We start from the raw sequence: 21,103 nt of genomic DNA, 5'->3' as shown, positions 1-21,103 counted from the left end.
CGACGGTATCGAGCCGCTACGACAAGCCCCCGTCACGACAGGCGGTTACCCCGCGTGATTTTGGTGCGGCGGGGTCACTCCGGCCGAAATCGGGACCAGCACGGTGGCCTGCCCGGCCTTCTCGAAGTTGAACGTGAAGTTGTAGGTCAGGCCGTTCGAGATGGGCTTGGCCAAGGTGACGGTCGCCTTGGCCGCGGTGCTGGAATCGATCGGTCCCGGCGCCACCTTCTGGCCCTCGGGCGTGCCGATGAACAGCATCCCGCCGGCGGGCAGGCGGGTGTCGCCGCTGATCGCCACGGCGCCGACGTCGCTGGTGATGCCGACGAGCCTGTCCGGGGTGGTCGGCGACTGGTTGACGGCCACCAGCACCAGGTCGACCGCCCGGCCGGGCTGCAGGAAGTCACCCGTCTGCGTGGCCTGGAGGTGGATGTTGCGCAACGCCACGTTGTTGAAGGTGACCTTGTTCCCGTTGATGGCGGGCTCCTGCATCGCCATCTGCGAAACCTGACCGGCCCCGCAACCGCTGAGCAGCACGGCCAGCACGCCGGCCACGGCGATCGCGGGAAGGCCGAGGCGGATCTTGAAGCGGTTCACTCTCTACAGCCTCCTGCTCGGCCGGTTCGACTAATGCAACTATGCACAGTAGTAGGGACGCTGTGCACGCGGTAGCGCGGGGCGCCAGACCAGCGCAGGAGCTGTTTTCAAGGCCGCCAACCGCCCGGTCCGGGGGCGTTGGTAATGTGCTGCACTGCACGACTTGGTCCCCATGTCAACCCCTAATCTGCGCGTGTTGTGCCCCTGACCTGCATCGTTGCTTCGCGCGTGGTTAGGCGGGCGTGTTAGGATGAAGTAACGAAAGGGGCTCGAATCAGATGATCTTCAAGGTCGGCGACACCGTTGTTTATCCGCATCACGGTGCTGCGTTAGTCGAGGCGATCGAAACCCGGACGATCAAAGGGGAACAAAAAGAATATCTCGTCTTGAAGGTGGCGCAGGGAGACCTGACCGTTCGAGTTCCCGCGGAGAACGCCGAGTACGTCGGCGTCCGCGACGTCGTCGGACAGGAAGGCCTCGACAAGGTGTTCCAGGTGCTGCGCGCCCCGCACACCGAGGAGCCGACGAACTGGTCGCGCCGCTACAAGGCCAATCTCGAAAAGCTTGCCTCCGGCGACGTCAACAAGGTGGCCGAGGTGGTACGCGACCTGTGGCGCCGCGACCAGGAGCGCGGACTGTCGGCCGGTGAGAAGCGCATGCTGGCCAAGGCCCGCCAGATCCTCGTCGGTGAACTGGCGTTGGCGGAGAGCACCGACGACGCCAAGGCGGAGACCATCCTCGACGAGGTTCTGGCCGCCGCTTCCTGAAGGTCCTGACGCTTCGGTGGCCCGACAGACGGGCACCTCGGGCAACGTAATCGCCGTCGTCCCGGCCGCAGGTTCGGGCGAACGACTGGCGGCGGGAATCCCCAAGGCATTCTGCGAGATTGCCGGCCGCACCCTGCTGGAGCGCGCCGTCGCGGGGCTGTTGGAATCCGGCGTGGTCGATCACGTCGTGGTGGCCGTGCCCGCCGACCGGATCGACGAGGCCAAGCGCGTCCTCGCCGGGCGGGCCACCGTCGTCGCCGGCGGGCCCGACCGCACCCGATCCGTCGACCTGGCCTTGGCCGCCCTCCCCGTGGCCGCTGCGTACGTGCTGGTGCACGACGCGGCGCGCGCGCTGACCCCTCCGACGCTGATCACCCGCGTGGTCGACGCCCTGCGGGCCGGCCACGACGCCGTGGTGCCCGCGTTGCGGCTGCACGACACCATCAAGGCCGTGGACGCCAACGGGGTGGTCCTGGGGACGCCGGAGCGCGACGGGCTGCGGGCGGTGCAGACGCCCCAGGGGTTCGCCACCGACCTGCTGCAGCGCGCCTACCGGGCCGGCGCCGGCGCGGCCGGTTTCACCGATGACGCGTCGCTGGTCGAGCACGTCGGCGGGCAGGTCCAGGTGGTCGACGGCGATCCGCTGGCGTTCAAGATCACCACCCAGCTCGATTTGTTGCTGGCCGAAGCGATCGTGCGCCGATGAGCGAGCCCCTTCCCGTCCCCAGGGTCGGCCTGGGCGTCGACGTGCACCCGATCGAACCCGGGCGGCCGTGCTGGCTGCTGGGACTGCTGTTCGCCGGCGCCGACGGCTGCGCCGGCCACTCCGACGGCGACGTGGGGGCGCACGCGCTGTGCGACGCGGTGCTCTCGGCGGCGGGCCTCGGCGACGTGGGCGCCGTGTTCGGGGTCGACGATCCGCGCTTCGAGGGCATCAGCGGCGCGGACATGCTGCGCCACGTCGCCGCACTGGCGTCGGGCGCAGGCTTCCGGGTCTCCAACGCCGCCGTGCAGGTCATCGGGAACCGGCCGAAGGTCGGTCCCCGCCGCGCCGAGGCGCAGCGCGTGCTGTCGGAATTATTGGGAGCGCCGGTGTCGGTGTCGGCGACCACGACCGACGGGTTAGGGCTGACCGGACGCGGTGAGGGGCTGGCCGCCATCGCCACCGCGCTGGTGGTCCCCGCGGGCTAAGCCCGCGCAGCGCCGGGCGCCGGGGAACTACCCGGTAAGCTGGCACGTCGTGACCGATCGCGCCCGCTTGCGGCTACACGACACGGCAGCCGGTGCTGTGCGTGATTTCGTGCCGCTGCGCGAGGGCCACGTCTCCATCTACCTCTGCGGCGCCACCGTGCAGGGCCTGCCGCACATCGGCCACGTCCGCAGCGGGGTGGCCTTCGACATCCTGCGCCGCTGGCTGATCGCCCGCGGGTGCGACGTCGCCTTCATCCGCAACGTCACCGACATCGACGACAAGATCCTCAACAAGGCCGCCGCGGCGGGCAGGCCGTGGTGGGAGTGGGCGGCCACCTACGAACGCGCCTTCTCCGCCGCCTACGACGCCCTGGACGTGCTGCCGCCGTCGGCCGAGCCGCGGGCCACCGGCCACATCACCCAGATGATCGAGTTGATGCACCGCCTGATCGAAACCGAGCACGCGTACGCCGCCGGCGGCGACGTCTACTTCGACGTGCTCAGCTACCCGGAGTACGGGCAACTGTCCGGCCACAAGATCGACGACGTCCATCAGGGCGAGGGCGCGGCCACCTGCAAACGCGACCAGCGCGACTTCACCCTGTGGAAGGCCGCCAAGCCCGGCGAGCCGTCCTGGCCCACGCCGTGGGGCCGCGGCCGCCCGGGCTGGCACCTGGAATGCTCGGCGATGGCCCGCACCTACCTGGGCGCCGAATTCGACATCCATTGCGGCGGAATGGATTTGGTCTTCCCACATCACGAGAACGAGATCGCCCAGAGCCGCGCCGCCGGCGACGGTTTCGCCCGCTACTGGCTGCACAACGGCTGGGTGACGATGGGCGGCGAGAAGATGAGCAAGTCGCTGGGCAACGTGCTGGCCATCCCGGCGCTGCTGCAGCGGGTCCGGCCCGCCGAGTTGCGCTACTACCTGGGCAGCGCCCACTACCGGTCGATGCTGGAATTCTCCGAGACCGCCCTGCAGGACGCGGTGAAAGCCTATGTGGGCGTTGAGGAATTCCTGCACCGGGTGCGGGTTCGGGTCGGCGGCGTCGAGCCCGGCCAGTGGACGCCGAAGTTCGCCGACGCGCTCAACGACGACCTGGCGGTGCCGGCGGCGCTGGCCGAGGTGCACGCCGCCCGCGCCGAGGGCAACCGGGCGCTGGACTCCGGCGATCACGACGGCGCGCTGCGCCACGCCCGGGCGATCCGCGCGATGATGGGCATCCTGGGCTGCGACCCCCTCGACGAGCGCTGGGAGACCCGCGACGAGACGTCGGCGGCGCTGGCCGCCGTCGACGTGCTGGTGCACGCGGAGCTGGAGAACCGGGAGAAGGCGCGCGAGCAGCGCAACTGGGCGCTCGCCGACGAGATCCGGGACCGGCTCAAGCACGCCGGCATCGAGGTCACCGACACCGCCGACGGGCCGCAGTGGTCGCTGCAGGCCGGCCCGGATCAGTAGGGGCCACGCACATGGCCGGCAATTCGCGACGCCGCGGCGCAATCCGTAAGGCGGGCACCAAGAAGGGCCCGACCGTCGGTTCGGGCGGCCAGCGTCGCCGCGGGCTGGAGGGCCGCGGCCCCACGCCTCCCGCGCACATGCGCCCCAACCACCCCGCCGCCAAGCGCGCCCAGTCGCCGTCGCGCCGCCCCGCGCGGGGTAAGACCGACGAGACCGAGACGGTGCTGGGCCGCAACCCGGTGCTGGAGTGCCTGCGCGCCGGCGTTCCGGCGACCGCGCTCTACGTGGCGCTGGGCAGCGAAGCCGACGAGCGGCTCACCGAATCCGTCTCCCGCGCCGCCGATTTGGGCATCGCGATCCTGGAGGTGCCGCGCACCGACCTGGACCGGATGACCAACAACCATCTGCACCAGGGCATCGCGTTGCAGGTGCCGCCGTACAACTACGCCCACCCCGACGACCTGGTGGAGGCGGCGACCGGTTCGCCGCCCGCGCTGCTGGTCGCGCTCGACAACATCTCCGACCCCCGCAACCTGGGCGCCATCGTGCGTTCGGTCGCCGCGTTCGGCGGCCACGGCGTGCTCATCCCGCAGCGGCGGTCGGCCTCGGTGACGGCGGTGGCATGGCGCACCAGCGCCGGGGCCGCGGCCCGCGTCCCGGTCGCCCGGGCCACCAATCTCACCAGGACACTGACGGATTGGGCGGATCGCGGCCTGCGGGTGATCGGGCTGGACGCCGGCGGCGACACCACGCTCGACGACCTCGACGGCACCGACCCGATCGTGGTCGTCGTCGGGTCGGAAGGCAAGGGGCTGTCGCGGCTGGTGCGGCAGAACTGCGACGAGGTCGTGTCCATCCCGATGGCCGGCAATGCCGAATCGCTGAACGCCTCGGTGGCCGCCGGGGTGGTGCTCGCCGAAATCTCGCGCCAGCGCAGGGGTTAGGTGATCGCCCGCCTCGTTGCCGCGCTGCTGGCATCGGCGGTGCTTGTGGCGGCGCCGGCCGCCGCGCAGGCACCCGACTTCGACCTGCAGGCCCACCGCGGCGGCCGCGGGGAGGCCACCGAGCAGTCGTTGCGGGCCTTCGCCAGGTCGCTCGAATTGGGGGTCAGCACACTGGAACTCGACGTCGTGCTCACCCGGGACCGCCAACCGCTGGTGTGGCACGACCCGACGATCGCGGCCGAGAAATGCGCCGACACCGCACCCGCATTCGCCGGCGACCCGCAGTACCCCTACGTCGGCAAACTCGTGCACGAGCTCACGCTGGCCCAGATCCGCACCCTGGACTGCGGGCGCCGGCTGGACGACTTCCCGAACGCCGAAGTGGTACCGGGCAACAAGATCGCCACGCTGCCTCAGGTTTTCGCCCTCGCCGACTCCTACCGCGCCGACGCCGTGCGCTACAACATCGAAACCAAGGTGGACGCCGATGAACCCGAGCCGCAGGAGTTCGTCGACGTGATACTGGCCGCGGTCAGGGCCGCGGGCAAGGTCGAGCGGGTGGACATACAGAGCTTCGACTGGCGCACGCTGCCGTTGGTCCACCGGGCCGAACCGTCAATCCCGTTGGTGGCCCTCTATGACGAGCAGACTCCCGGCGATCCGCTGATCGGCGCGCTGACGGTGGGCGCCGACGCCGTCTCACCGGACTACCGGCTGGTCGCCGGCAAGCCGTACGTCGACCGCGCGCATGCGTTGGGGCTCAAGGTCATTCCGTGGACGGTCGACGATATCGACGCCATGCGCCGGCAGATCGGGTACGGGGTCGACGGCATCATCACCGACTATCCGACGGCGCTGCGGGGTGTGCTGGCCGAGCTGTCCATGCCGTTGCCGCCGGCATACCGTCGGGTTTAGAGGCCGAGCGCCCCCGCCGACGCCCACAGCGCCAGCACCGCCACCGCCAGCGACGCGGGCACGGTGCACACCCCGAGGCGGGTGTATTCGCCGACCCCGGCGTCGACGTCGTGCTGGCGAAGCACCCGCCGCCACAACAGGTTTGACAATGACCCGACGTAGGTCAGGTTGGGGCCGATGTTGACCCCGATCAGCACCGCCAGCACCGCCACCGGCCCGGCCGGGGCGACCAGCGGCAGCAACACCAGGGTGGCGGGCAGGTTGTTGACGACGTTGGCCAGCACGGCCGCGACCGCGGCGATCGCCAGCAAGGCGGGCAGGCCCGAGCCCGACGGCAGCACCGCCGACATCGCCCGGTCCATCCCGCCCAGCATGACCGCCCGCACCACGACCCCCAACGCCAGCACGAACACCAGGAAGGACACGTTGGCCGAGCGCACGATCTCCGACACCGAGGTATGGCGGCGGCGCAGGCTGCGCGCCGCCAGCACCGCGGCGCCGCACAGCGCCACCCAGGCCGGCGCCACCCCCACCGACTGGGCGACCGCGAACCCGGCCAGCGTCAGCGCGACGACCACCAACACGAACACCGGCGGGCGTGGTGGCGCGCCGCGTTGCTCCGGGTTCGGTTGCACCCTTAGGTCCTTGGCGAAGAACCAGCGGAAGACCACGTAGAGGGTGGCCACCGCGCCGAGCCACGGCAGCGCCATCACCAGCGTGAACTTGGTGAACGAGATGTCGGCCGTGTGGAAGGCCAGCAGGTTGGTCAGGTTGGACACCGGAAGCAGCAGCGAGGCGCCATTGGCCAGATGGGCGGTGGCGTAGGCGTAGGGCCGCACCCGCGTGCGCTGCCGCCGCACGGCGGCGAGCACCACCGGGGTCAGCAGCACCACGGCGGCGTCCAGGCTCAGCACGGCGGTGATCCCCGACGCGATCGCGAACACCCGCCGCAGCAGCGTGCCCGACCCGACGCGTCCGCGCGCGATCGCCGCGCCGGCGGCCTCGAACAGGCCCTCGTCGTCGCACAGCTTGGCCAGCACCAGCACCGCCCCGAGGAAGGCGACCACTTCGGACAGGTCGGCGATCTCCGTGGCCGCCTGCTGGACCGAGACCGCCCCGATCCCGACCAGGATGAGCGCGGCCGGGATCGCGGCAAGCGCCTCGGGCCAGCCCCGTGGGCGCGCGACGGCGAACCCCAGGACGACGGCGAGCAGCAACAGCGCGACGGTCAGTGCCAACGTCTAGACCGCTTCGCCCCACGGGTCCTCGCGCCGCCACACCGTCGGCAGGTGCAGCGCGACACCGTCCTGTGCGGCCAGCTCATCGAGGACGCGGATGGAGACGTCGAGGTCGTCGCCCGCATAGGGCAAGGCGCGCAACGGCTTTGTCAGCGGGCGGAAGAAGTCGTCCCAGTGGATGAGGATCACCCGGCGAGCGCCCACCGCGCGGACGGTCTCGGCCCAATAGTCGACCAGATACGACCGCGGCTGCAGCCCCAGCTGCCCGACGGACAGGTAGACGGCATCGGCGCGGTGGCCGGCCAGCGCCCCCTTGACGAAACCGGCGCTGCCCTGGATCAGCAGCCGCCGGCCCGTCGGCCGGTGGGCCACCAGCGTCGACCACGACTCGCCGCAGCGGTACGCCGACGCCTTCACCGGGGTGATCAGCGGTTCGTCGATCACGCCGGGATACCGGTCGGGTGGGCAGTGGTGGGAGTTTACCAACGTTATCTCGTAGTCGCCCAACCGAATTGGCTGCCCGTCGACCGCGACGACGATCCGGTTCTCCGGGAGGCCGTAGCCGCGCCCGACGTTGGCCGCGGACTGGCCGCCGATCAGCTGCGCGCCGGTGCGGTCGGCGACCAGCGCGGAGTCCAGCACGTGGTCGATGTGGGTGTGCACCGGGATGACGGCGGCCAGTCGCGACACCTTGGCGCGGGCCAGGCATCCGTCGACGCGGGCCGGCGACGGCGCCACCCTGCCGGCCGCGATCTTGGCCAGGCCCGGCCGGGAGAAGTAGCCGTCGGTCATCAACGCCGACGAGCCGTCGTCGATCAGCAGCGTCGCCACGCCCATCCAGGTCACCGAGAGCCCGTCGGGTCCGGCCGCGGGGGCGTCGAATCGGTCCGCGTACCGGGCGATGTCGGGGCGCCCGAGCTTGAGCCGCATCAGCAGAACGCCCGAAGGTCGGCGCCGGCCGCCGTGAGGCGATCGCGGACCGCGGTGGCAATCCGCACCGCCCCCGGCGAATCACCATGCACGCAAACCGATTCCACGCTCACCTCGATGTGGCTCCCGTCGATCGCGGTGACCTGGCCCGCGGTCACCATGGCGGTGACGCGCTCGGCGATCGCGCCCGGATCGTGCAATACCGCGCCGGGTTCGCGGCGGGAGACCAGCCGCCCGTCCGGGCGGTAGGCCCGGTCGGCGAACGCCTCGGCCACGGTCCGCAGGCCGCGTCGGGCGGCCTCGTCGAAGAACGCCGACCCGGCCATGCCCAGCACCGGCAGGCCGTCGTCGACGAGCCGCACCGCCTCGGCGACCGCGGCGGCCTGCTCGCTGTTGGTCACGATCGTGTTGTACAGCGCCCCATGCGGTTTCACGTAGGACACGACAGAACCGCACGCGTGCGCGATCGCCTGCAGCGCGCCGATCTGATACACCACGTCGGCGATCAGGTCGTCGGCGGCGACGTCAATGAAGCGCCTGCCGAACCCGGCCAGGTCGCGGTAGCTCACCTGCGCCCCGATGCGCACCCCGCGCCGCGCGGCCGAGGTGCATACCCGCACCAGTCCGGCGGGGTCCCCCGCGTGGAAACCGCACGCCACGTTGGCGCTGGTGACGATGTCGAGCATGGCGTCGTCGTCACCGAGGCGCCAGACGCCGAAGCCCTCGCCCAGGTCGGCGTTGAGGTCGATACCGGCCACCCGCCCAGCTTATGGGGGCGGGCTATTGCCCGGCGACCTTGGCCGCGATCTGCTGGGCGATGTCGGCGGCGGACCCGCCCACCAGGAAGGACGCGCACGTGGCGACGTCGATGGCGATGTTGTTGCGAACGGTCAGCGCCCGCTGGCACGTCCAGCCGTCGCCGCCGTCCTGAGCTGTCGACGTGCTGAGTGTGCCGCCGACTTTGTGGGCGTCGCCCGCGGTCCACACGATTTCGGGCTTGCCCGGGGGACGGTCGACGAACTTGCGGTTGGCGCAGGCGAACCACCGCCGCACCGAGGCGTCGTAGAAGGTGTTGGCCTGGCGCGCGGTGGGATAGGCGATCACGGCCTCGGCGGCGGAGTCATTGCGGACGGTGGGGTCGTCGTAGTTGTCGTCCAGTTGTTGGCCGCGCATCGCGGTCCAGCCGGTGTCCGCATACACGGCTTCCTGGGCGGGACCGTCCAGCGCCAGGCAGCTCTTGTCGCTGAAAGTCGCGCTGGAGTCCCACATCGCCTGGGTGCGATTGCGGACCCGCATCCCCGCGGTGAGCACGGAGTTGATCTGGCCCTGGTCGAGCAGCAGCCCGTCCAGCGCGGCGACGGCCACGGGGGTCTGCGGCAGCGGGCCGGCGGTGTCTGCGGGCGCGGCGCTTCCGTCGACGACGGTGGTGCAGCCGACCGCGAGGGTGGACACCGCCGCCTGCACCAGGACCGCGATTCGCCTGCGCGCCATGGCCTCCGAGCCTTCCCCGACGTGGGCCGATCTGTGCGACCAGCTTAGGCGGACGCCTCGCGCCGGCGCCCCACCAGCCAGCAGACCAGGTAGATCAGAAACGAGATGCTCGCGACGAAGACCGACACCGGCACGCCCGGCGCAAGCGATAGCACGATCCCGCCGACCGCGGCCACCTCGGCGAACACCACCGAGGTCAGCATGGCCGCCGCCGGCGAGGTGACCACCCGGGCCGCCGCGGCCGCCGGCGTGATCAGCAGCGACATCACCAGCAGCGCCCCGACGATCTGCACCGCCTGGGCGGCCACCACCCCGACCAGCGCGGCGAACACGATCCCGAGCGCGTGGACCGGCACGCCGCGGGCGGCGGCGACATCGGGGTCGACGGTGGCGAACAACAGCGGGCGGTAACACGTTGCCAGCACGGCGATGACGGGGAGGCAAACCAGCGCCAGCATCGTCAGCCCCGTGTAGCCGACCCCGACGATCTGGCCGGTCAGCAGCGCGAAGCTGGTCGCCGTCCGGCCCGGGTAGAGGTGGATGAACAACACCGCCAGGCCCAGGCCGAAGGCGAGGACCACCCCGATCACCGAATCGCGTTCCCGGGCGCGCCGGCCCAGCACGCCGAACAGCGCCGCCGCCAGGGCGCTGCCGATCAGCGCGCCCAGACCCACCCCGAATCCGACGAGCAGCGCGAAAGCGGCTCCGGTCAACGACAATTCGCTGGACCCGTGCACGGCGAACGACATTTGCCGCATCACGATGAACGGCCCGATCAGCCCGGCCACCAAACCCAGCAGCGCGGCCGCCACCAGCGCCTGCTGAACGAAGTCGTGGCTGAGCAGATGCGCGGTGATGTCGAAGGAGAACAGGTGGTGTCCCACGTCGGCGAGCCGGTGCTCCATCAGCCGTGCCCGTCGGTGCGCTCGCCGGCCACCACGTAGCCGTCCCTGACCTTCACCACCTGGATGTCGGATCGATACAGCGCCGAGAGCGTCTCGCTGGTCATCACCTGCTCGACGGTGCCGATCCTGAACCGGCCGTCGACCAGGTACAGCACCCGGTCCACATACGGCAGGATCGGGTTGATCTCGTGGGTGACGACGATGACCGTGGTCCCCGCCTCCCGGCGGCGCCGGTCGATCAGCGCCGACACCAGCTTCGCGTTCGCCGGGTCCAGCGTCAGCAGCGGTTCGTCGCACAGCAGCAGGGTCGGGTCGCTGACGAGTGCCTGGGCGATGCGTACCCGCTGCAGCTCGCCACCGGACATCACACCGACCCGGACGTCCGCCAGGCGTTCGCCGTTGACCTGGCTCAGGGCGTGGGCGACGGTCGCGCGCCGCCGGGCACGGTCGCGGGACCGCAGCGGGACGGCGCCCCAGCGCCCGCCGTCGACGCCCAGCCGAACCAGGTCCCGTCCCCGCAGCATCACGTCGCGGTCCAGCGGGCGATGTTGCGGCACATAGCCGATGCGCCCGCTGCCCGAGGTGATCGGCCTGCCTTCCACCAACCCGACGCCTGCGCTCAGCGGCAGCTGCCCCAGGAGCACGTTGAGGAGCGACGTCTTGCCGCTGCCGTTGGGGCCGAGCACCGCGATGAACTCGCCGCGCGACACCGACAGGTCCAGGTGGTCCCACAGCACCCGGTCGCCGAACGCCAGTCGGGCGCCGCGCAGCGACACGGTGTCCGGGTGCCGATCGACGGCGGGCGCCGTGTCGATGCTCACGGCTGGACGGGCCGGCTCGACTGCAGCGCGGCCAGCAGCCGTTCGACCGTATTGCGTTGCCAGCTCAGGTAATCCGCCCCGTCGGGTAGGGTCTCGGCCACCTCGGTGACGGGCACACCCGCGCGACGCGCGGCGTCGCGCAGGCTGGTGATCGCGGCCGCGGAGGTCTGCGGGTTGACCACCAGCGCCGACACCTGAGCCCGGTCGATGAGGTCGAGGACCGACGCCAGATCGGCCGGCGCCGGGTCGGTCTCGTTCTCGATCGCCGCGGCGAACGAGGGCGGGGTGCGGTTCAGCAGGCCCGTCGCCTTCAGCAGGTAGAAGGCGACCGGTTCGGTCGCCACGACCGAGGTGTGGGGGTAGGCGGCGGCGATGCCGTGTTCGGTGCCGGCGATGGCGTCGGCGCCGCGCCCGAACGTGGCGGCACTGGCCCGGTAGTCCGCGGCGTTGCCCGGGTCGATCGTCGCGAGCCGGTCGGCGATCGTGGCGGCCACCGCCTTCGCGACGCTCAGGTCGTAGAAGACGTGCTCGTTGCGGGGTTGCCCGTCGTTCTCGAGGAACGAGTAGGCGTTGACCGGCCTGGCGCCGGGCTGGCGGGCCAGCACGTCGTCGACCCATCCGTCGTAGCCGCCGCCGTTGTAGACGACCAGGGCGGCGTCGGCGATGGCGGCGGCGTCCGAGGGGCTGGCCTCGTAGGAGTGCGGGTCGGTTTCCGCGCCGCTCAGGATGGACTTGACCGGCACATGGCTGCCTGCGACGGCGCGCGCGACGCTGCCCCACACGTCGGTGGAGGCGACGACGGCCGACGCGTGCGGGTGCGCGGGGTGCCCGCCGCAGCCGGACAGCACCGCCGAGCCGGCCACGGCCAATGCGGCCGCCAGCCCACGCGTCAGTGCCATGCGCACGTCCGATTTCCTCCCGCCCGCCAGCAAGCCGATCCACAATACTAATGAAAATCGTTTCCATTACAAAGCCGCGGTCGGAAGCGCATGGGCCGCGCACCGATCCGCTGTAGCGTCACCGAACGTGAGCCCCACACCGCGCCGGCGTGCGACCCTGGCGTCGGTCGCGGACGAGCTCAACGTTTCGCGCACCACGATCTCGAACGCCTTCAACCGCCCCGATCAACTCTCCGCCGACCTGCGTGAACGCGTGCTCGCGACGGCCAAGCGGCTCGGCTACGCCGGCCCCGACCCGGTGGCGCGCTCGTTGCGGACCCGCAAGGCCGGCGCGGTCGGTCTGGTGATGGCCGAGCCGCTGACCTATTTCTTCAGCGACCCCGCCGCCCGGGATTTCGTCACCGGGGTGGCGCAGTCCTGCGAGGCGGCCGGGCAGGGGCTCCTGCTGGTGGCCGTGGGGCCCAGCCGCAGCCTGAAAGAGGGAACCGACGCGGTGCTGTCGGCGGGCGTGGACGGTTTCGTGGTGTATTCGGTGTGCGATGACGATCCCTACCTGCAGGTGGTGCTGCAGCGGCGGCTGCCGGTCGTGGTGGTCGATCAGCCGAAGGATCTCGCCGGCGCCTCGCGGGTGGGCATCGACGACCGCGCGGCGATGCGTGAGCTCGCCGACTACGTGCTCGGGCTGGGGCATCGCGAGATCGGGCTGCTGACCATGCGGCTGGGCCGGGACCGGCGCCACGGCCTGGTGGACGCCGAGCGGTTGCGCTCGCCCGCCTTCGACGTGCAACGCGAGCGCATCATCGGCGTGTGGGAGGCGATGACGGCCGCCGGCATCGACCCGGATTCGCTGACCGTGGTGGAAAGCTACGAGCACCTGGCCGAATCGGGCGGCGCGGCCGCCAAGGTGGCGCTGGAAACCAATCCGCGCATCACCGCGCTGCTGTGCACCGCGGACATCCTGGCCCTGTCCGCCATGGATTACCTACGGGCGCATGGCATTTACGTGCCCGGCCAGCTGACCGTCACCGGATTCGACGGCGTGCCCGAGGCCATCAGCCGCGGGCTGACCACGGTGTCGCAGCCGAGCCTGCACAAGGGGCGCCGCGCGGGCGAGCTGTTGTTGAAGCCACCGCGGTCCGGTCTGCCGGTCACCGAACTCCTCGACACCGAGCTGATCCGCGGACGCACCGCCGGCCCGCCCGGGTGAGCGCCGCTATTTGGAGTCTTGGTCGCCGATCAGCAACCGCACGGCCAGATCCAGCCGCTTGCTGACGTCGGTGGCCGAGGCGCGGCGGGTGAGCCAGGCGAGCAGGTTCGACAGCCACACGTCGGAGATCACCCGGGCGATGTGGTACTGGTCCTCGGTCGGTTCGCCGTCGGCCATCGCGCGCGCGAACATGGAGTCGATGAGCTTTTCGACCTGGTCGACCTCGCTGGCCGCCGACGCGTCGGCGAAGACGTAGGCGCGCGTCATCGCCTCGGTCAGCAGCGGGTTGCGTTGCATCGCGCGGTTGAGCTTGCCCACCATGAAGTTCAGCCGCTGAAAGGGTGTGCCGCCGGTCATCGCCGAGCGGTCGGTCTTGGCGTCGATGCGGCCGAACTCGCGGCCCAGCGCCGACACCAGCAGGTGCACCTTCGACGGGAAATACCGGTACAGCGTCCCCACCGCCACGTCGGCGCGATCCGCGACCGCACGCATCTGAACGGCCTCGTAGCCGCCCTTGGACGCGATGGCCATGGTGGCATCCAGGATGCGCTTGCGGCGTTCCCGCTGCGCCTCAGACCCGAGTTCGGACTCCGCCAGAACCGCCACGTTTATGACCTCACGCGGCTGCGAGTCGGAAACGCGGCCCGAACTAGCCTTGGAAGTGGCCTTGGCATTGGCGCTGGCTGGCATGTGATGGTTTGCTCCTGTTCCGGGCGGTTCGTTTGCAAACGATACGCATTCTGCGTGTGAATTTCCCACCTCCATACCGCCGGGGACAAGCGCATGTGCTGCTGCAATGGCGTTCGACTTGACGGTCGATCACTGGCACTATTAGAACACGTTCTAGTCTTCGGTGAGCGGGTTGCGCGCCAACTGGTGGTGGGGATGTCCCCGCTCGCGCAAGATCGGACAATCAGGACACGGGTGCCGGCCGGCCCCGTGTCACGTCGAGCCAAGGACGCGGAGGTCCTCTCAGGTGGTAGCGACCGTCACCGATGAGCAGTTTGCCGCGCGCGCCCTGGTGCGCGACTGGGCCCGCAATGCGACGTCGGGACCGGGTGGCACCGCGGCGATCCGCGAGGTCGAGCAGGGCAAGCCCGACGCGTGGCGGCCGGTGTTCTCCCGGCTGGCAGAACTGGGAATCTTCGGCGTCGCGATCCCGGAGGAATCCGGCGGGGCGGGCGGGTCGATCGAAGACCTGTGCGCGATGGTCGAGGAGGCGGCCAAAGCGCTGGTCCCCGGCCCGGTCGCGACCACCGCGCTCGCGACGCTCGTCGTCACCGACCCCGAACTGCTGGAGGCGCTGGCCGCCGGGGAGCGCTTCGCCGGGCTGGCGCACGAAGGCGACGTCCGACTCGACGGCGCGACGTCGACGGCGTCGGGCACACTTCCGTTCGCGCTGGGCGCCGCCGACGATGGCGTACTGTTGGCGCCCGCCGACGGCAAGTGGCTGCTGATCGACGCCGCCGGCGAGGGCGTGCGGGTCGAGCCGCTGCAGGCCACCGACTTCTCCCGGCCGCTGGCCCGGGTGGTGCTCAGCTCCGCCCCGGCCACGGTGCTGTCCGAAACCGGCACGCGCGTCGAGGAACTGGCCGCGACCGTCCTGGCCGCCGAGGCCGCCGGCATCACCCGATGGGCGCTCGAGACCGCCGTCGACTACGCCAAGGTCCGCGAGCAGTTCGGCAAGCCGATCGGCAGCTTCCAGGCCATCAAACACCTGTGCGCCGAGATGCTGTGCCGCGCCGAGCAGGCCGAGGTGGCCGCCTCGGACGCGGCTCGCGCCGCCGCCGACGGCGACGCGTCCCAGTTCTCCATCGCGGCCGCGCTGGCCGCCAGCACCTGCATCACCACCGTGAAGGCCAACGTCAAGGACTGCATCCAGGTGCTCGGCGGCATCGGCTGCACCTGGGAGCACGACGCGCACCTGTACCTGCGCCGGGCGCACGCCATCGGCCGCTTCCTGGGCGGCCCCGAGCGCTGGCAGCGGCGCATCACCGCGCTCACCCAGGACGGCGTGCGCCGGCAGCTGGGCATCGACCTAACCGAGGTCGAGGGCCGGCGCGCCGAGATCGCCGCGGCCGTTGCCGAGATCGCCGAACTGCCGGCCGAGAAGCGACAGGTGGGTCTGGCCGAGGCGGGCCTGCAGGCGCCGCACTGGCCCAAGCCGTACGGGCGCGCCGCGTCCCCGGCCGAGCAGCTGCTGATCGATCAGGAGCTCGCCGCGGCCGGCGTCGAACGGCCGGACCTGGTGATCGGCTGGTGGGCGGCGCCGACCATCCTCGAGCACGGCACACCGGAGCAGATCGAGCAATTCGTGCCGGGCACGTTGCGCGGTGAATTCCTGTGGTGCCAACTGTTTTCCGAGCCCGGCGCGGGCTCCGACCTGGCGTCGCTGCGCACCAAGGCGGTCCGCGGTGACGGCGGCTGGCTGCTGACCGGCCAGAAGGTGTGGACGTCCGCGGCGCACAAGGCGCGCTGGGGCGTGTGCCTGGCCCGCACCGACCCCGATGCCCCGAAACACAAAGGCATCACCTACTTCCTGGTCGACATGAAATCGCCCGGCATCGACATCCGGCCGCTGCGCGAGATCACCGGCGACTCGCTGTTCAACGAGGTGTTCCTGGACAACGTGTTCGTGCCCGACGAGATGGTGGTCGGTGAGGTCAACGACGGCTGGCGGCTGGCCCGCACCACGCTGGCCAACGAGCGGGTGGCGATGGCCAACGGCACGGCGCTGGGCAACCCGATGGAAGAGCTGTTAACCCTCTTGGCGGCAAGGGAACTCGACGTCGCCGAGCAGGACCGGCTGGCGCGCCTGATCATCCTGGCCCAGACCGGCGCGCTGCTGGACCAGCGCATCGCCCAGCTCGCGGTGGGCGGCCAGGACCCCGGCGCCCAATCGAGTGTGCGCAAGCTGATCGGCGTCCGCTACCGCCAGGCGCTGGCCGAATTCACCATGGATGCCGCCGAAGGCGGCGGCCTCGTCGACCGCCGGGCCGACGGCGACCGGGCGGTGTTCGATTTCCTCAACACCCGCTGCCTGACGATCGCCGGCGGCACGGAGCAGATCCTGCTGACCGTGGCGGCCGAACGCCTGCTCGGTCTGCCGCGCTAGCCGAGATCGGCCGCGGCGGCGTGTAATTCGTGCAGCGCGTCGCATGCCATGGCGCCCAGGTCTCGGTCGTCGCCCGGTTCGCTCCAGCGTGCGTAGGCCGTCTTGAACGCCAGCGCACCGAGTTCGGCGGCCAATACCGCCGTCGGCTCGGGTATGCCGCGCGCCTGGAGTGCCTCGGCCACCGCGCGCGCCAGCCCGATTTGTTTGAGCGCGTTGCGCTCCTGGAGTTCGGTGCTGGCGGCGATCGCGGCCTTGAGCCTGGGCGCGAGCTCCCGGTTGAACGACGTGAACGCCGCCGCGGCCGATTTCAGGCCGGAGCACACGGCGGCCAGCGGCGTCGCGTCGGCCGGCGCCGTGGCGATGCCCTCGCGCAGTAGTTGCGCGATCGCGTCCTGGCCGGCCGCCAGCACGTCCCGCTTGTCCGGGAAGTGCCGAAAGAACGTGCTTTTCGTCAGGCCGGCGCGCTCGGCGATCTGCGTGACGGTCGTCTCGTCGTAGCCCCGTTCGTTGAACAGGTCGAGTGCGGCGGCGACCAGGCGTTCGCGCGCATCGGGTTCCCACCGGGCCATGGCCCCAGCCTAGTGATGCGACCATAGTCCCGTCACGGGTGTAGGGTGATGGGACAAATGTCTCATCACGTGGAAGGAGCTGCTCGTGCGCGTATTCGTCACCGGCGCCAGCGGAGGAATCGGCTCGGCCGTCGTCACGGAACTGCTCGCCGCCGGCCATCAGGTCGTGGGCCTGGCCCGCTCGGAGGCCGCGGCGGCGACCATCGGCGGACTCGGGGGCGAGCCGCTGCGCGGCGACGTCACCGACCTCGACGTGTTGCGGGAGGCGGCCGGCGACGCCGACGGCGTTGCCTACCTGGCGTTCTCGCACGACTTCGTCGGTACCGGCGACGTGATCGGAGACGCGATCGGGGACGAGGCCCGCGCGGTCGCCGCGCTCGGCGACGCGCTCGTCGACACCGGCAAGCCGCTGGTGCTCGCCAGCGGCACCCCCGCGGTGGCCGGTCGCGCCAGCACCGAGGACGACCCGTTCAACACCGAGGGGCCGATGGCCGGGCGTGGCCGCACCGGACAAGCCGTCATCAACCTGGCCGAGCGCGGTGTCAGATCGGCCGTGGTGCGGCTGCCGCGGTCGGTCCATGATGCCGGCGGACGCTACGGCTTCGCCGGCATGCTGATTCAGCTCGCGCGCCGGCGCGGGGTGTCGGCCTTCATCGGCGACGGCGCGCAACGCTGGCCCGCGGTGCACCGCGACGACGCGGCGTCGTTGTTCCGGCTGGCCCTCGAGCAGGCCCCGCCCGGCTCGGTACTGCACGCGGTGGGTGACGAAGGCGACCCGATGCGGGCGATCGCCGAGGTGATCGGCCGCCGGCTCGGGGTGCCCGTCGAATCCGCCCCGGTCGAGGCCTTCGGCCCGCTCGGCGCCATCTTCGCCGCCGACCAGCCCTCGTCCAGCGCGCTGACCCGCCAACGATTCGACTGGAAACCCACGGGCCCAAGCCTTCTCGACGACCTCGAGACCGGCGACTACCCGGACTGAGAGATCAGGAGAAGGTGGTCTGCGCGCAGGTGCTGGGCGAGGTGATGTTGACCCCGGAGTAGACGACCTGGATGTGGGTGCAGGCGATGACGTTGTTGTCGGTCTTGGGTTGCCCCGTCTGCCAATCGGTGGAGTCGATGCGCCCGTTGGTCTGATACTTCTCCGGGGGACCCTCGCCCATGTAGATCGTGGTGATCTCGTCGGAACCCATCGACTTGTGCACCCGCTCGTACTGGCCGTCGGCGTGCGCGTCGAGGTAGGCCAGCCGGTTCGAGGAGCGGATCTCGGTGGTCTGACGGGCCCACAGGCCGGGCGGGAAACCGGTCACCCCGTCGGGCGTCAGCATGTCCGCGCCGGCGGTGAAGTCGCAGTGGCCGTCGGATTTGAAGCAGTTGAGGATCACCCGCGTCTCGAGCTGGTTGGGCCCGTCCAGCGGGAACAGCGTGGTGGCCGTGTTGCTCGCCGCCGCGCACACCCCGGCGGGCAGCAACATCGGCAGCGCCGCGACCACCGCGAATCCCGACACCAGCCGCATCATCGACGCCATCCCTTCCCCGTTGCTGACCCCAAGGGTGAACCTAACCCCGCGACTACTCGTCGTAGGTCACTTCTACCGAATCAGATTCGGGGTGGGATTGACAGGCCAGGATCAGGCCCTCGTCGAGGTCCTGCTGCTCGAGCACGTCGTTGACCTCCATGTTCACCTTGCCGCTGCGCAGGGTGCAGGCGCACGCGCCGCAGTGACCCTCGCGGCAGGAGAACGGCGCGTCGAGGCCCTTGGCCAGCAGCACGTCGAGCAACTTGGCGTTGCGCGGCCATGACACCGTGTGGGTCTCGCCGTCGAGCTCCACCACCGCGGTGGCCGGCGGCTGGTCACCCTCGGGGGTGTCCTCGATCTTCACCGCGGCGAACGGATCCGATTCCAGCGACTTGAACACCTCGATATGTATTTGTGGCGCAGGCACTTTCAGCGTCTCCAGCGCCTCCTTGGCGGACTCCATGAACGCGCCCGGGCCGCAGATGTAGACGGGCCGGTCGGTGTAGGGGGCCGCCAGCTTGGCCAGCGCGGCCACGCTGGGCAGGCCCTGCAGCGATTCCAGCCAGTGCACGACGGTGAGCCGGTCGGGGTATTTGGCCGACAGCTCGCGCAGCGCCTCGGCGAAGATCACCGAATCCTCGTCGCGGTTGGCGTAGACCAACGTCACCTGTCCGCCGCCGTCGGCCAGCGCCGACTTGCAGATCGACATGATCGGGGTGATCCCGCTGCCCGCGGCCATCAGCAGGAAGTCGTCGCCGAGCGTCTTCGGCACGAAATTGCCCGACGGGGCCAGCACGTGGATACGCATGCCCACCCGCGCGTTGTCGCACAGCCAGTTGGAGGCGTACCCGTCGGCGGTCCGTTTGACCGTGACGGCCAGGGCGTCGTCGGTGAACGGCGAGCTGCACAGCGAATAGCAGCGCGCCACCGACCCGGTGCGCTCGCTGGGGACGCGCAACGTCAAGAACTGGCCCGGCGAGTAACGCAGCCGCTCGGGCGGGATGCCGGGGTCCCCTTCGTCGTCGGGCACCGCGAACACCAGCGACCGCGCATCGTCGGTCTCCGCGATGACCTCGGCGATCTGCAGTTCGAGGACGTGGTCACCGAGTGGCTCGTCGGGTACTTGGTCCAGATCCGCCTCGGTCAAGGCCCGTGCCTTCCTGTCGTTGCAACTAGAACATGTTACAGAAAAGTGGATTCGTATCGCTACCAGCCGCAGGAATACCCTGCTCGACACAAATCGGAACGTGTTCTAGTCTCTGGTGTAAGTCCGCTGTGTAAGTCTGGCCCAGGAGGCAAACTTAAGTGACGTCCATTCAACAGCGCGATGCGCAGTCGGTTCTGGCTGGCATCGATGATCTGCTCCCGCAGATCCGGGAGCGCGCTCAGGCGACGGAGGATCTGCGGCGGCTGCCCGACGAGACCGTTCAGGACCTGCAAGACGTGGGCTTCTTCACGCTGTTGCAGCCCGAGCAGTGGGGCGGACTGCAGTGCGATCCGACGCTGTTCTACGAGGCGGTCCGGCGGCTGGCCAGCGCCTGCGGCTCCACCGGCTGGGTCAGCTCCATCATCGGCGTGCACAACTGGCACCTGGCGTTGTTCGACCAGCAGGCCCAGGAGGAGGTCTGGGGCGAGGACCCCAAGACCCGGGTTTCCTCGTCGTACGCCCCGATGGGCGCGGGCGTGGTGACCGACGGCGGCTACCTGGTCAACGGCGCGTGGAACTGGTCCTCGGGCTGTGACCACGCGACGTGGGCGTTCCTGGGTGGCCCGGTGATCAAGGACGGCCGCCCGGTCGACTTCGGCAGCTTCCTGATCCCGCGCAGCGAGTACCGCATCGACGACGTGTGGCACGTCGTCGGCCTGCGCGGCACCGGCAGCAACACCGTCGTCGTCAAGGACGTCTTCGTGCCGCGGCACCGGTTTTTGTCCTACAAGGCGATGAACGACGGCACCGCCGGGGGTTATGAGACCAACACCGCGCCCGTCTACAAGATGCCTTGGGGCACAATGCATCCCACCACCATCTCGGCGCCGATCGTCGGCATGGCCTACGGCGCCTACGCCGCGCACGTCGAGCACCAGGGCAAGCGGGTGCGCGCGGCGTTCGCCGGCGAGAAGGCCAAGGACGACCCGTTCGCCAAGGTCCGCATCGCCGAGGCGGCCAGCGACATCGACGCGGCGTGGCGCCAGCTGAGCGGCAACGTCGCCGACGAGTACGCGCTGCTGTCGGCCGGCAAGGAGATCCCGTTCGAGCTGCGCGCCCGCGCCCGTCGCGACCAGGTGCGCGCCACCGGCCGGGCCATCGCCTCCATCGACCGGTTGTTCGAGGCGTCCGGTGCCACCGCCCTGGCCAACGACCAACCGGTGCAACGGTTCTGGCGCGACGCCCACGCCGGCCGGGTGCACGCGGCGAACGACCCCGAGCGGGCCTACCAGATCTTCGGGAACAACGAGTTCGGGCTGCCACCCGGCGACACGATGGTCTAAACCATGCGCGCCGACGACGATGCAGAGCGAATCGATGAGGAGGAGCGGCGC

At 70.5% G+C, this 21,103-nt stretch carries 22 protein-coding genes; 10 read left to right on the top strand and 12 right to left on the bottom strand.

The genetic code is table 11. From position 1 onward, the window contains the following. Positions 1 to 45: 45 nt before the first annotated feature. On the bottom strand, positions 46 to 594 hold the full coding sequence (locus QGN31_RS23035) for a hypothetical protein (protein WP_014941219.1): 549 nt from the start codon (positions 592 to 594) through the stop codon (positions 46 to 48). Between the two features lie 278 nt (positions 595 to 872). On the opposite strand from QGN31_RS23035, the gene carD reads away from it, so the two are divergent. From carD to QGN31_RS23005, 6 genes are read left to right on the top strand one after another with little or no spacing between them, the layout of a single operon-like run. Next, positions 873 to 1,361: an RNA polymerase-binding transcription factor CarD gene (gene carD, locus QGN31_RS23030; RefSeq protein ID WP_003419482.1), complete on the top strand. Its 489-nt coding sequence runs from the start codon at positions 873 to 875 to the stop codon at positions 1,359 to 1,361. A gap of 16 nt (positions 1,362 to 1,377) precedes the next feature. Beyond that, a complete protein-coding gene (gene ispD, locus QGN31_RS23025) occupies positions 1,378 to 2,067 on the top strand; it encodes a 2-C-methyl-D-erythritol 4-phosphate cytidylyltransferase (RefSeq protein WP_008263535.1) in 690 nt (229 codons plus the stop codon). Beyond that, positions 2,064 to 2,552 carry a 2-C-methyl-D-erythritol 2,4-cyclodiphosphate synthase gene (ispF, locus tag QGN31_RS23020; RefSeq protein ID WP_014941220.1) on the top strand — a complete coding sequence of 163 codons (489 nt, stop codon included), beginning with the start codon at positions 2,064 to 2,066 and terminating at the stop codon, positions 2,550 to 2,552. Before ispD ends, ispF begins: the two co-directional genes overlap by 4 nt. Positions 2,553 to 2,601: 49 nt before the next feature. Beyond that, positions 2,602 to 4,011 (top strand): cysteine--tRNA ligase, encoded by a 1,410-nt coding sequence (gene cysS, locus QGN31_RS23015; protein WP_042910601.1) that lies wholly within the window; start codon positions 2,602 to 2,604, stop codon positions 4,009 to 4,011. A gap of 11 nt (positions 4,012 to 4,022) precedes the next feature. After that, a complete protein-coding gene (gene rlmB, locus QGN31_RS23010) occupies positions 4,023 to 4,955 on the top strand; it encodes a 23S rRNA (guanosine(2251)-2'-O)-methyltransferase RlmB (RefSeq protein WP_008263538.1) in 933 nt (310 codons plus the stop codon). Continuing rightward, positions 4,956 to 5,870 (top strand): glycerophosphodiester phosphodiesterase, encoded by a 915-nt coding sequence (locus tag QGN31_RS23005; protein WP_014941223.1) that lies wholly within the window; start codon positions 4,956 to 4,958, stop codon positions 5,868 to 5,870. Here the strand turns inward: QGN31_RS23005 and QGN31_RS23000 are convergent. From QGN31_RS23000 to QGN31_RS22970, 7 genes are read right to left on the bottom strand one after another with little or no spacing between them, the layout of a single operon-like run. After that, positions 5,867 to 7,108 (bottom strand): SLC13 family permease, encoded by a 1,242-nt coding sequence (locus tag QGN31_RS23000; protein ID WP_014941224.1) that lies wholly within the window; start codon positions 7,106 to 7,108, stop codon positions 5,867 to 5,869. The two genes, QGN31_RS23005 and QGN31_RS23000, sit on opposite strands and share 4 nt — an antisense overlap. A 3-nt stretch (positions 7,109 to 7,111) precedes the next feature. Further along, a complete protein-coding gene (locus QGN31_RS22995; protein ID WP_014941225.1) occupies positions 7,112 to 8,038 on the bottom strand; it encodes an MBL fold metallo-hydrolase in 927 nt (308 codons plus the stop codon). Beyond that, positions 8,038 to 8,796: a LamB/YcsF family protein gene (locus tag QGN31_RS22990; RefSeq protein ID WP_008263550.1), complete on the bottom strand. Its 759-nt coding sequence runs from the start codon at positions 8,794 to 8,796 to the stop codon at positions 8,038 to 8,040. Before QGN31_RS22990 ends, QGN31_RS22995 begins: the two co-directional genes overlap by 1 nt. Before the next feature lie 22 nt (positions 8,797 to 8,818). Next, the gene (locus QGN31_RS22985) at positions 8,819 to 9,529 is read right to left on the bottom strand and encodes a sensor domain-containing protein (RefSeq protein ID WP_014941226.1); all 711 of its coding nucleotides are present in this window, start codon (positions 9,527 to 9,529) and stop codon (positions 8,819 to 8,821) included. Positions 9,530 to 9,573: 44 nt separating this feature from the next. Continuing rightward, a complete protein-coding gene (locus QGN31_RS22980) occupies positions 9,574 to 10,434 on the bottom strand; it encodes a metal ABC transporter permease (RefSeq protein ID WP_326544636.1) in 861 nt (286 codons plus the stop codon). Further along, a complete protein-coding gene (locus QGN31_RS22975) occupies positions 10,434 to 11,255 on the bottom strand; it encodes a metal ABC transporter ATP-binding protein (RefSeq protein ID WP_009957017.1) in 822 nt (273 codons plus the stop codon). Before QGN31_RS22975 ends, QGN31_RS22980 begins: the two co-directional genes overlap by 1 nt. Further along, positions 11,252 to 12,154 carry a metal ABC transporter solute-binding protein, Zn/Mn family gene (locus QGN31_RS22970; protein WP_014941227.1) on the bottom strand — a complete coding sequence of 301 codons (903 nt, stop codon included), beginning with the start codon at positions 12,152 to 12,154 and terminating at the stop codon, positions 11,252 to 11,254. The genes QGN31_RS22975 and QGN31_RS22970 overlap by 4 nt, the downstream gene beginning before the upstream one ends. A gap of 127 nt (positions 12,155 to 12,281) precedes the next feature. Here QGN31_RS22970 and QGN31_RS22965 point away from each other — a divergent pair, with 127 nt between their 5' ends. After that, entirely contained in the window at positions 12,282 to 13,361 is a 1,080-nt protein-coding gene (locus QGN31_RS22965; RefSeq protein ID WP_009957019.1) for a LacI family DNA-binding transcriptional regulator, read from the top strand. A 6-nt stretch (positions 13,362 to 13,367) separates the two neighbouring features. Here the strand turns inward: QGN31_RS22965 and kstR are convergent, their stop codons facing one another. Next, entirely contained in the window at positions 13,368 to 13,967 is a 600-nt protein-coding gene (kstR, locus tag QGN31_RS22960) for a cholesterol catabolism transcriptional regulator KstR (protein ID WP_008263559.1), read from the bottom strand. A gap of 370 nt (positions 13,968 to 14,337) precedes the next feature. On the opposite strand from kstR, the gene QGN31_RS22955 reads away from it, so the two are divergent. Continuing rightward, entirely contained in the window at positions 14,338 to 16,476 is a 2,139-nt protein-coding gene (locus QGN31_RS22955) for an acyl-CoA dehydrogenase (protein ID WP_014941228.1), read from the top strand. On the opposite strand, the gene QGN31_RS22950 is transcribed toward QGN31_RS22955, so the two are convergent. After that, the gene (locus tag QGN31_RS22950; RefSeq protein ID WP_009957021.1) at positions 16,473 to 17,045 is read right to left on the bottom strand and encodes a TetR/AcrR family transcriptional regulator; all 573 of its coding nucleotides are present in this window, start codon (positions 17,043 to 17,045) and stop codon (positions 16,473 to 16,475) included. The two genes, QGN31_RS22955 and QGN31_RS22950, sit on opposite strands and share 4 nt — an antisense overlap. 85 nt (positions 17,046 to 17,130) lie before the next feature. Between QGN31_RS22950 and QGN31_RS22945 the strand changes: the two genes are divergently transcribed. Beyond that, a complete protein-coding gene (locus QGN31_RS22945; RefSeq protein ID WP_014383758.1) occupies positions 17,131 to 18,024 on the top strand; it encodes an SDR family oxidoreductase in 894 nt (297 codons plus the stop codon). 4 nt (positions 18,025 to 18,028) lie between these two features. On the opposite strand, the gene QGN31_RS22940 is transcribed toward QGN31_RS22945, so the two are convergent. Together QGN31_RS22940 and QGN31_RS22935 are read right to left on the bottom strand one after the other, a co-directional pair. Further along, positions 18,029 to 18,562: a hypothetical protein gene (locus tag QGN31_RS22940; RefSeq protein WP_008263570.1), complete on the bottom strand. Its 534-nt coding sequence runs from the start codon at positions 18,560 to 18,562 to the stop codon at positions 18,029 to 18,031. Between the two features lie 52 nt (positions 18,563 to 18,614). Further along, positions 18,615 to 19,709 (bottom strand): ferredoxin--NADP reductase, encoded by a 1,095-nt coding sequence (locus QGN31_RS22935; RefSeq protein WP_014941229.1) that lies wholly within the window; start codon positions 19,707 to 19,709, stop codon positions 18,615 to 18,617. 158 nt (positions 19,710 to 19,867) lie between these two features. Between QGN31_RS22935 and hsaA the strand changes: the two genes are divergently transcribed. Beyond that, positions 19,868 to 21,052: a 3-hydroxy-9,10-secoandrosta-1,3,5(10)-triene-9,17-dione monooxygenase oxygenase subunit gene (hsaA, locus tag QGN31_RS22930; protein WP_008263572.1), complete on the top strand. Its 1,185-nt coding sequence runs from the start codon at positions 19,868 to 19,870 to the stop codon at positions 21,050 to 21,052. Positions 21,053 to 21,103 lie beyond the last annotated feature (51 nt).

The sequence above is a fragment of the Mycobacterium sp. 2-64 genome, assembly GCF_035918375.1.
Classification (GTDB): domain Bacteria; phylum Actinomycetota; class Actinomycetes; order Mycobacteriales; family Mycobacteriaceae; genus Mycobacterium; species Mycobacterium intracellulare.
Note: the sequence above shows the minus strand (reverse complement) of the source record. Positions and strands in the feature narration are given on the sequence as shown.

Coding starts and splice junctions, on each gene's coding strand:
- QGN31_RS22940 (WP_008263570.1), bottom strand. CDS start 18,562: ATGATGCGGCTGGTGTCGGGATTCGCGGTGGTCGCGGCGCTGCCGATG.
- QGN31_RS22980 (WP_326544636.1), bottom strand. CDS start 10,434: ATGGAGCACCGGCTCGCCGACGTGGGACACCACCTGTTCTCCTTCGAC.
- QGN31_RS22985 (WP_014941226.1), bottom strand. CDS start 9,529: ATGGCGCGCAGGCGAATCGCGGTCCTGGTGCAGGCGGCGGTGTCCACC.
- QGN31_RS22970 (WP_014941227.1), bottom strand. CDS start 12,154: ATGGCACTGACGCGTGGGCTGGCGGCCGCATTGGCCGTGGCCGGCTCG.
- QGN31_RS22995 (WP_014941225.1), bottom strand. CDS start 8,038: ATGCGGCTCAAGCTCGGGCGCCCCGACATCGCCCGGTACGCGGACCGA.
- rlmB (WP_008263538.1), top strand. CDS start 4,023: ATGGCCGGCAATTCGCGACGCCGCGGCGCAATCCGTAAGGCGGGCACC.
- ispF (WP_014941220.1), top strand. CDS start 2,064: ATGAGCGAGCCCCTTCCCGTCCCCAGGGTCGGCCTGGGCGTCGACGTG.
- carD (WP_003419482.1), top strand. CDS start 873: ATGATCTTCAAGGTCGGCGACACCGTTGTTTATCCGCATCACGGTGCT.
- QGN31_RS22950 (WP_009957021.1), bottom strand. CDS start 17,045: ATGGCCCGGTGGGAACCCGATGCGCGCGAACGCCTGGTCGCCGCCGCA.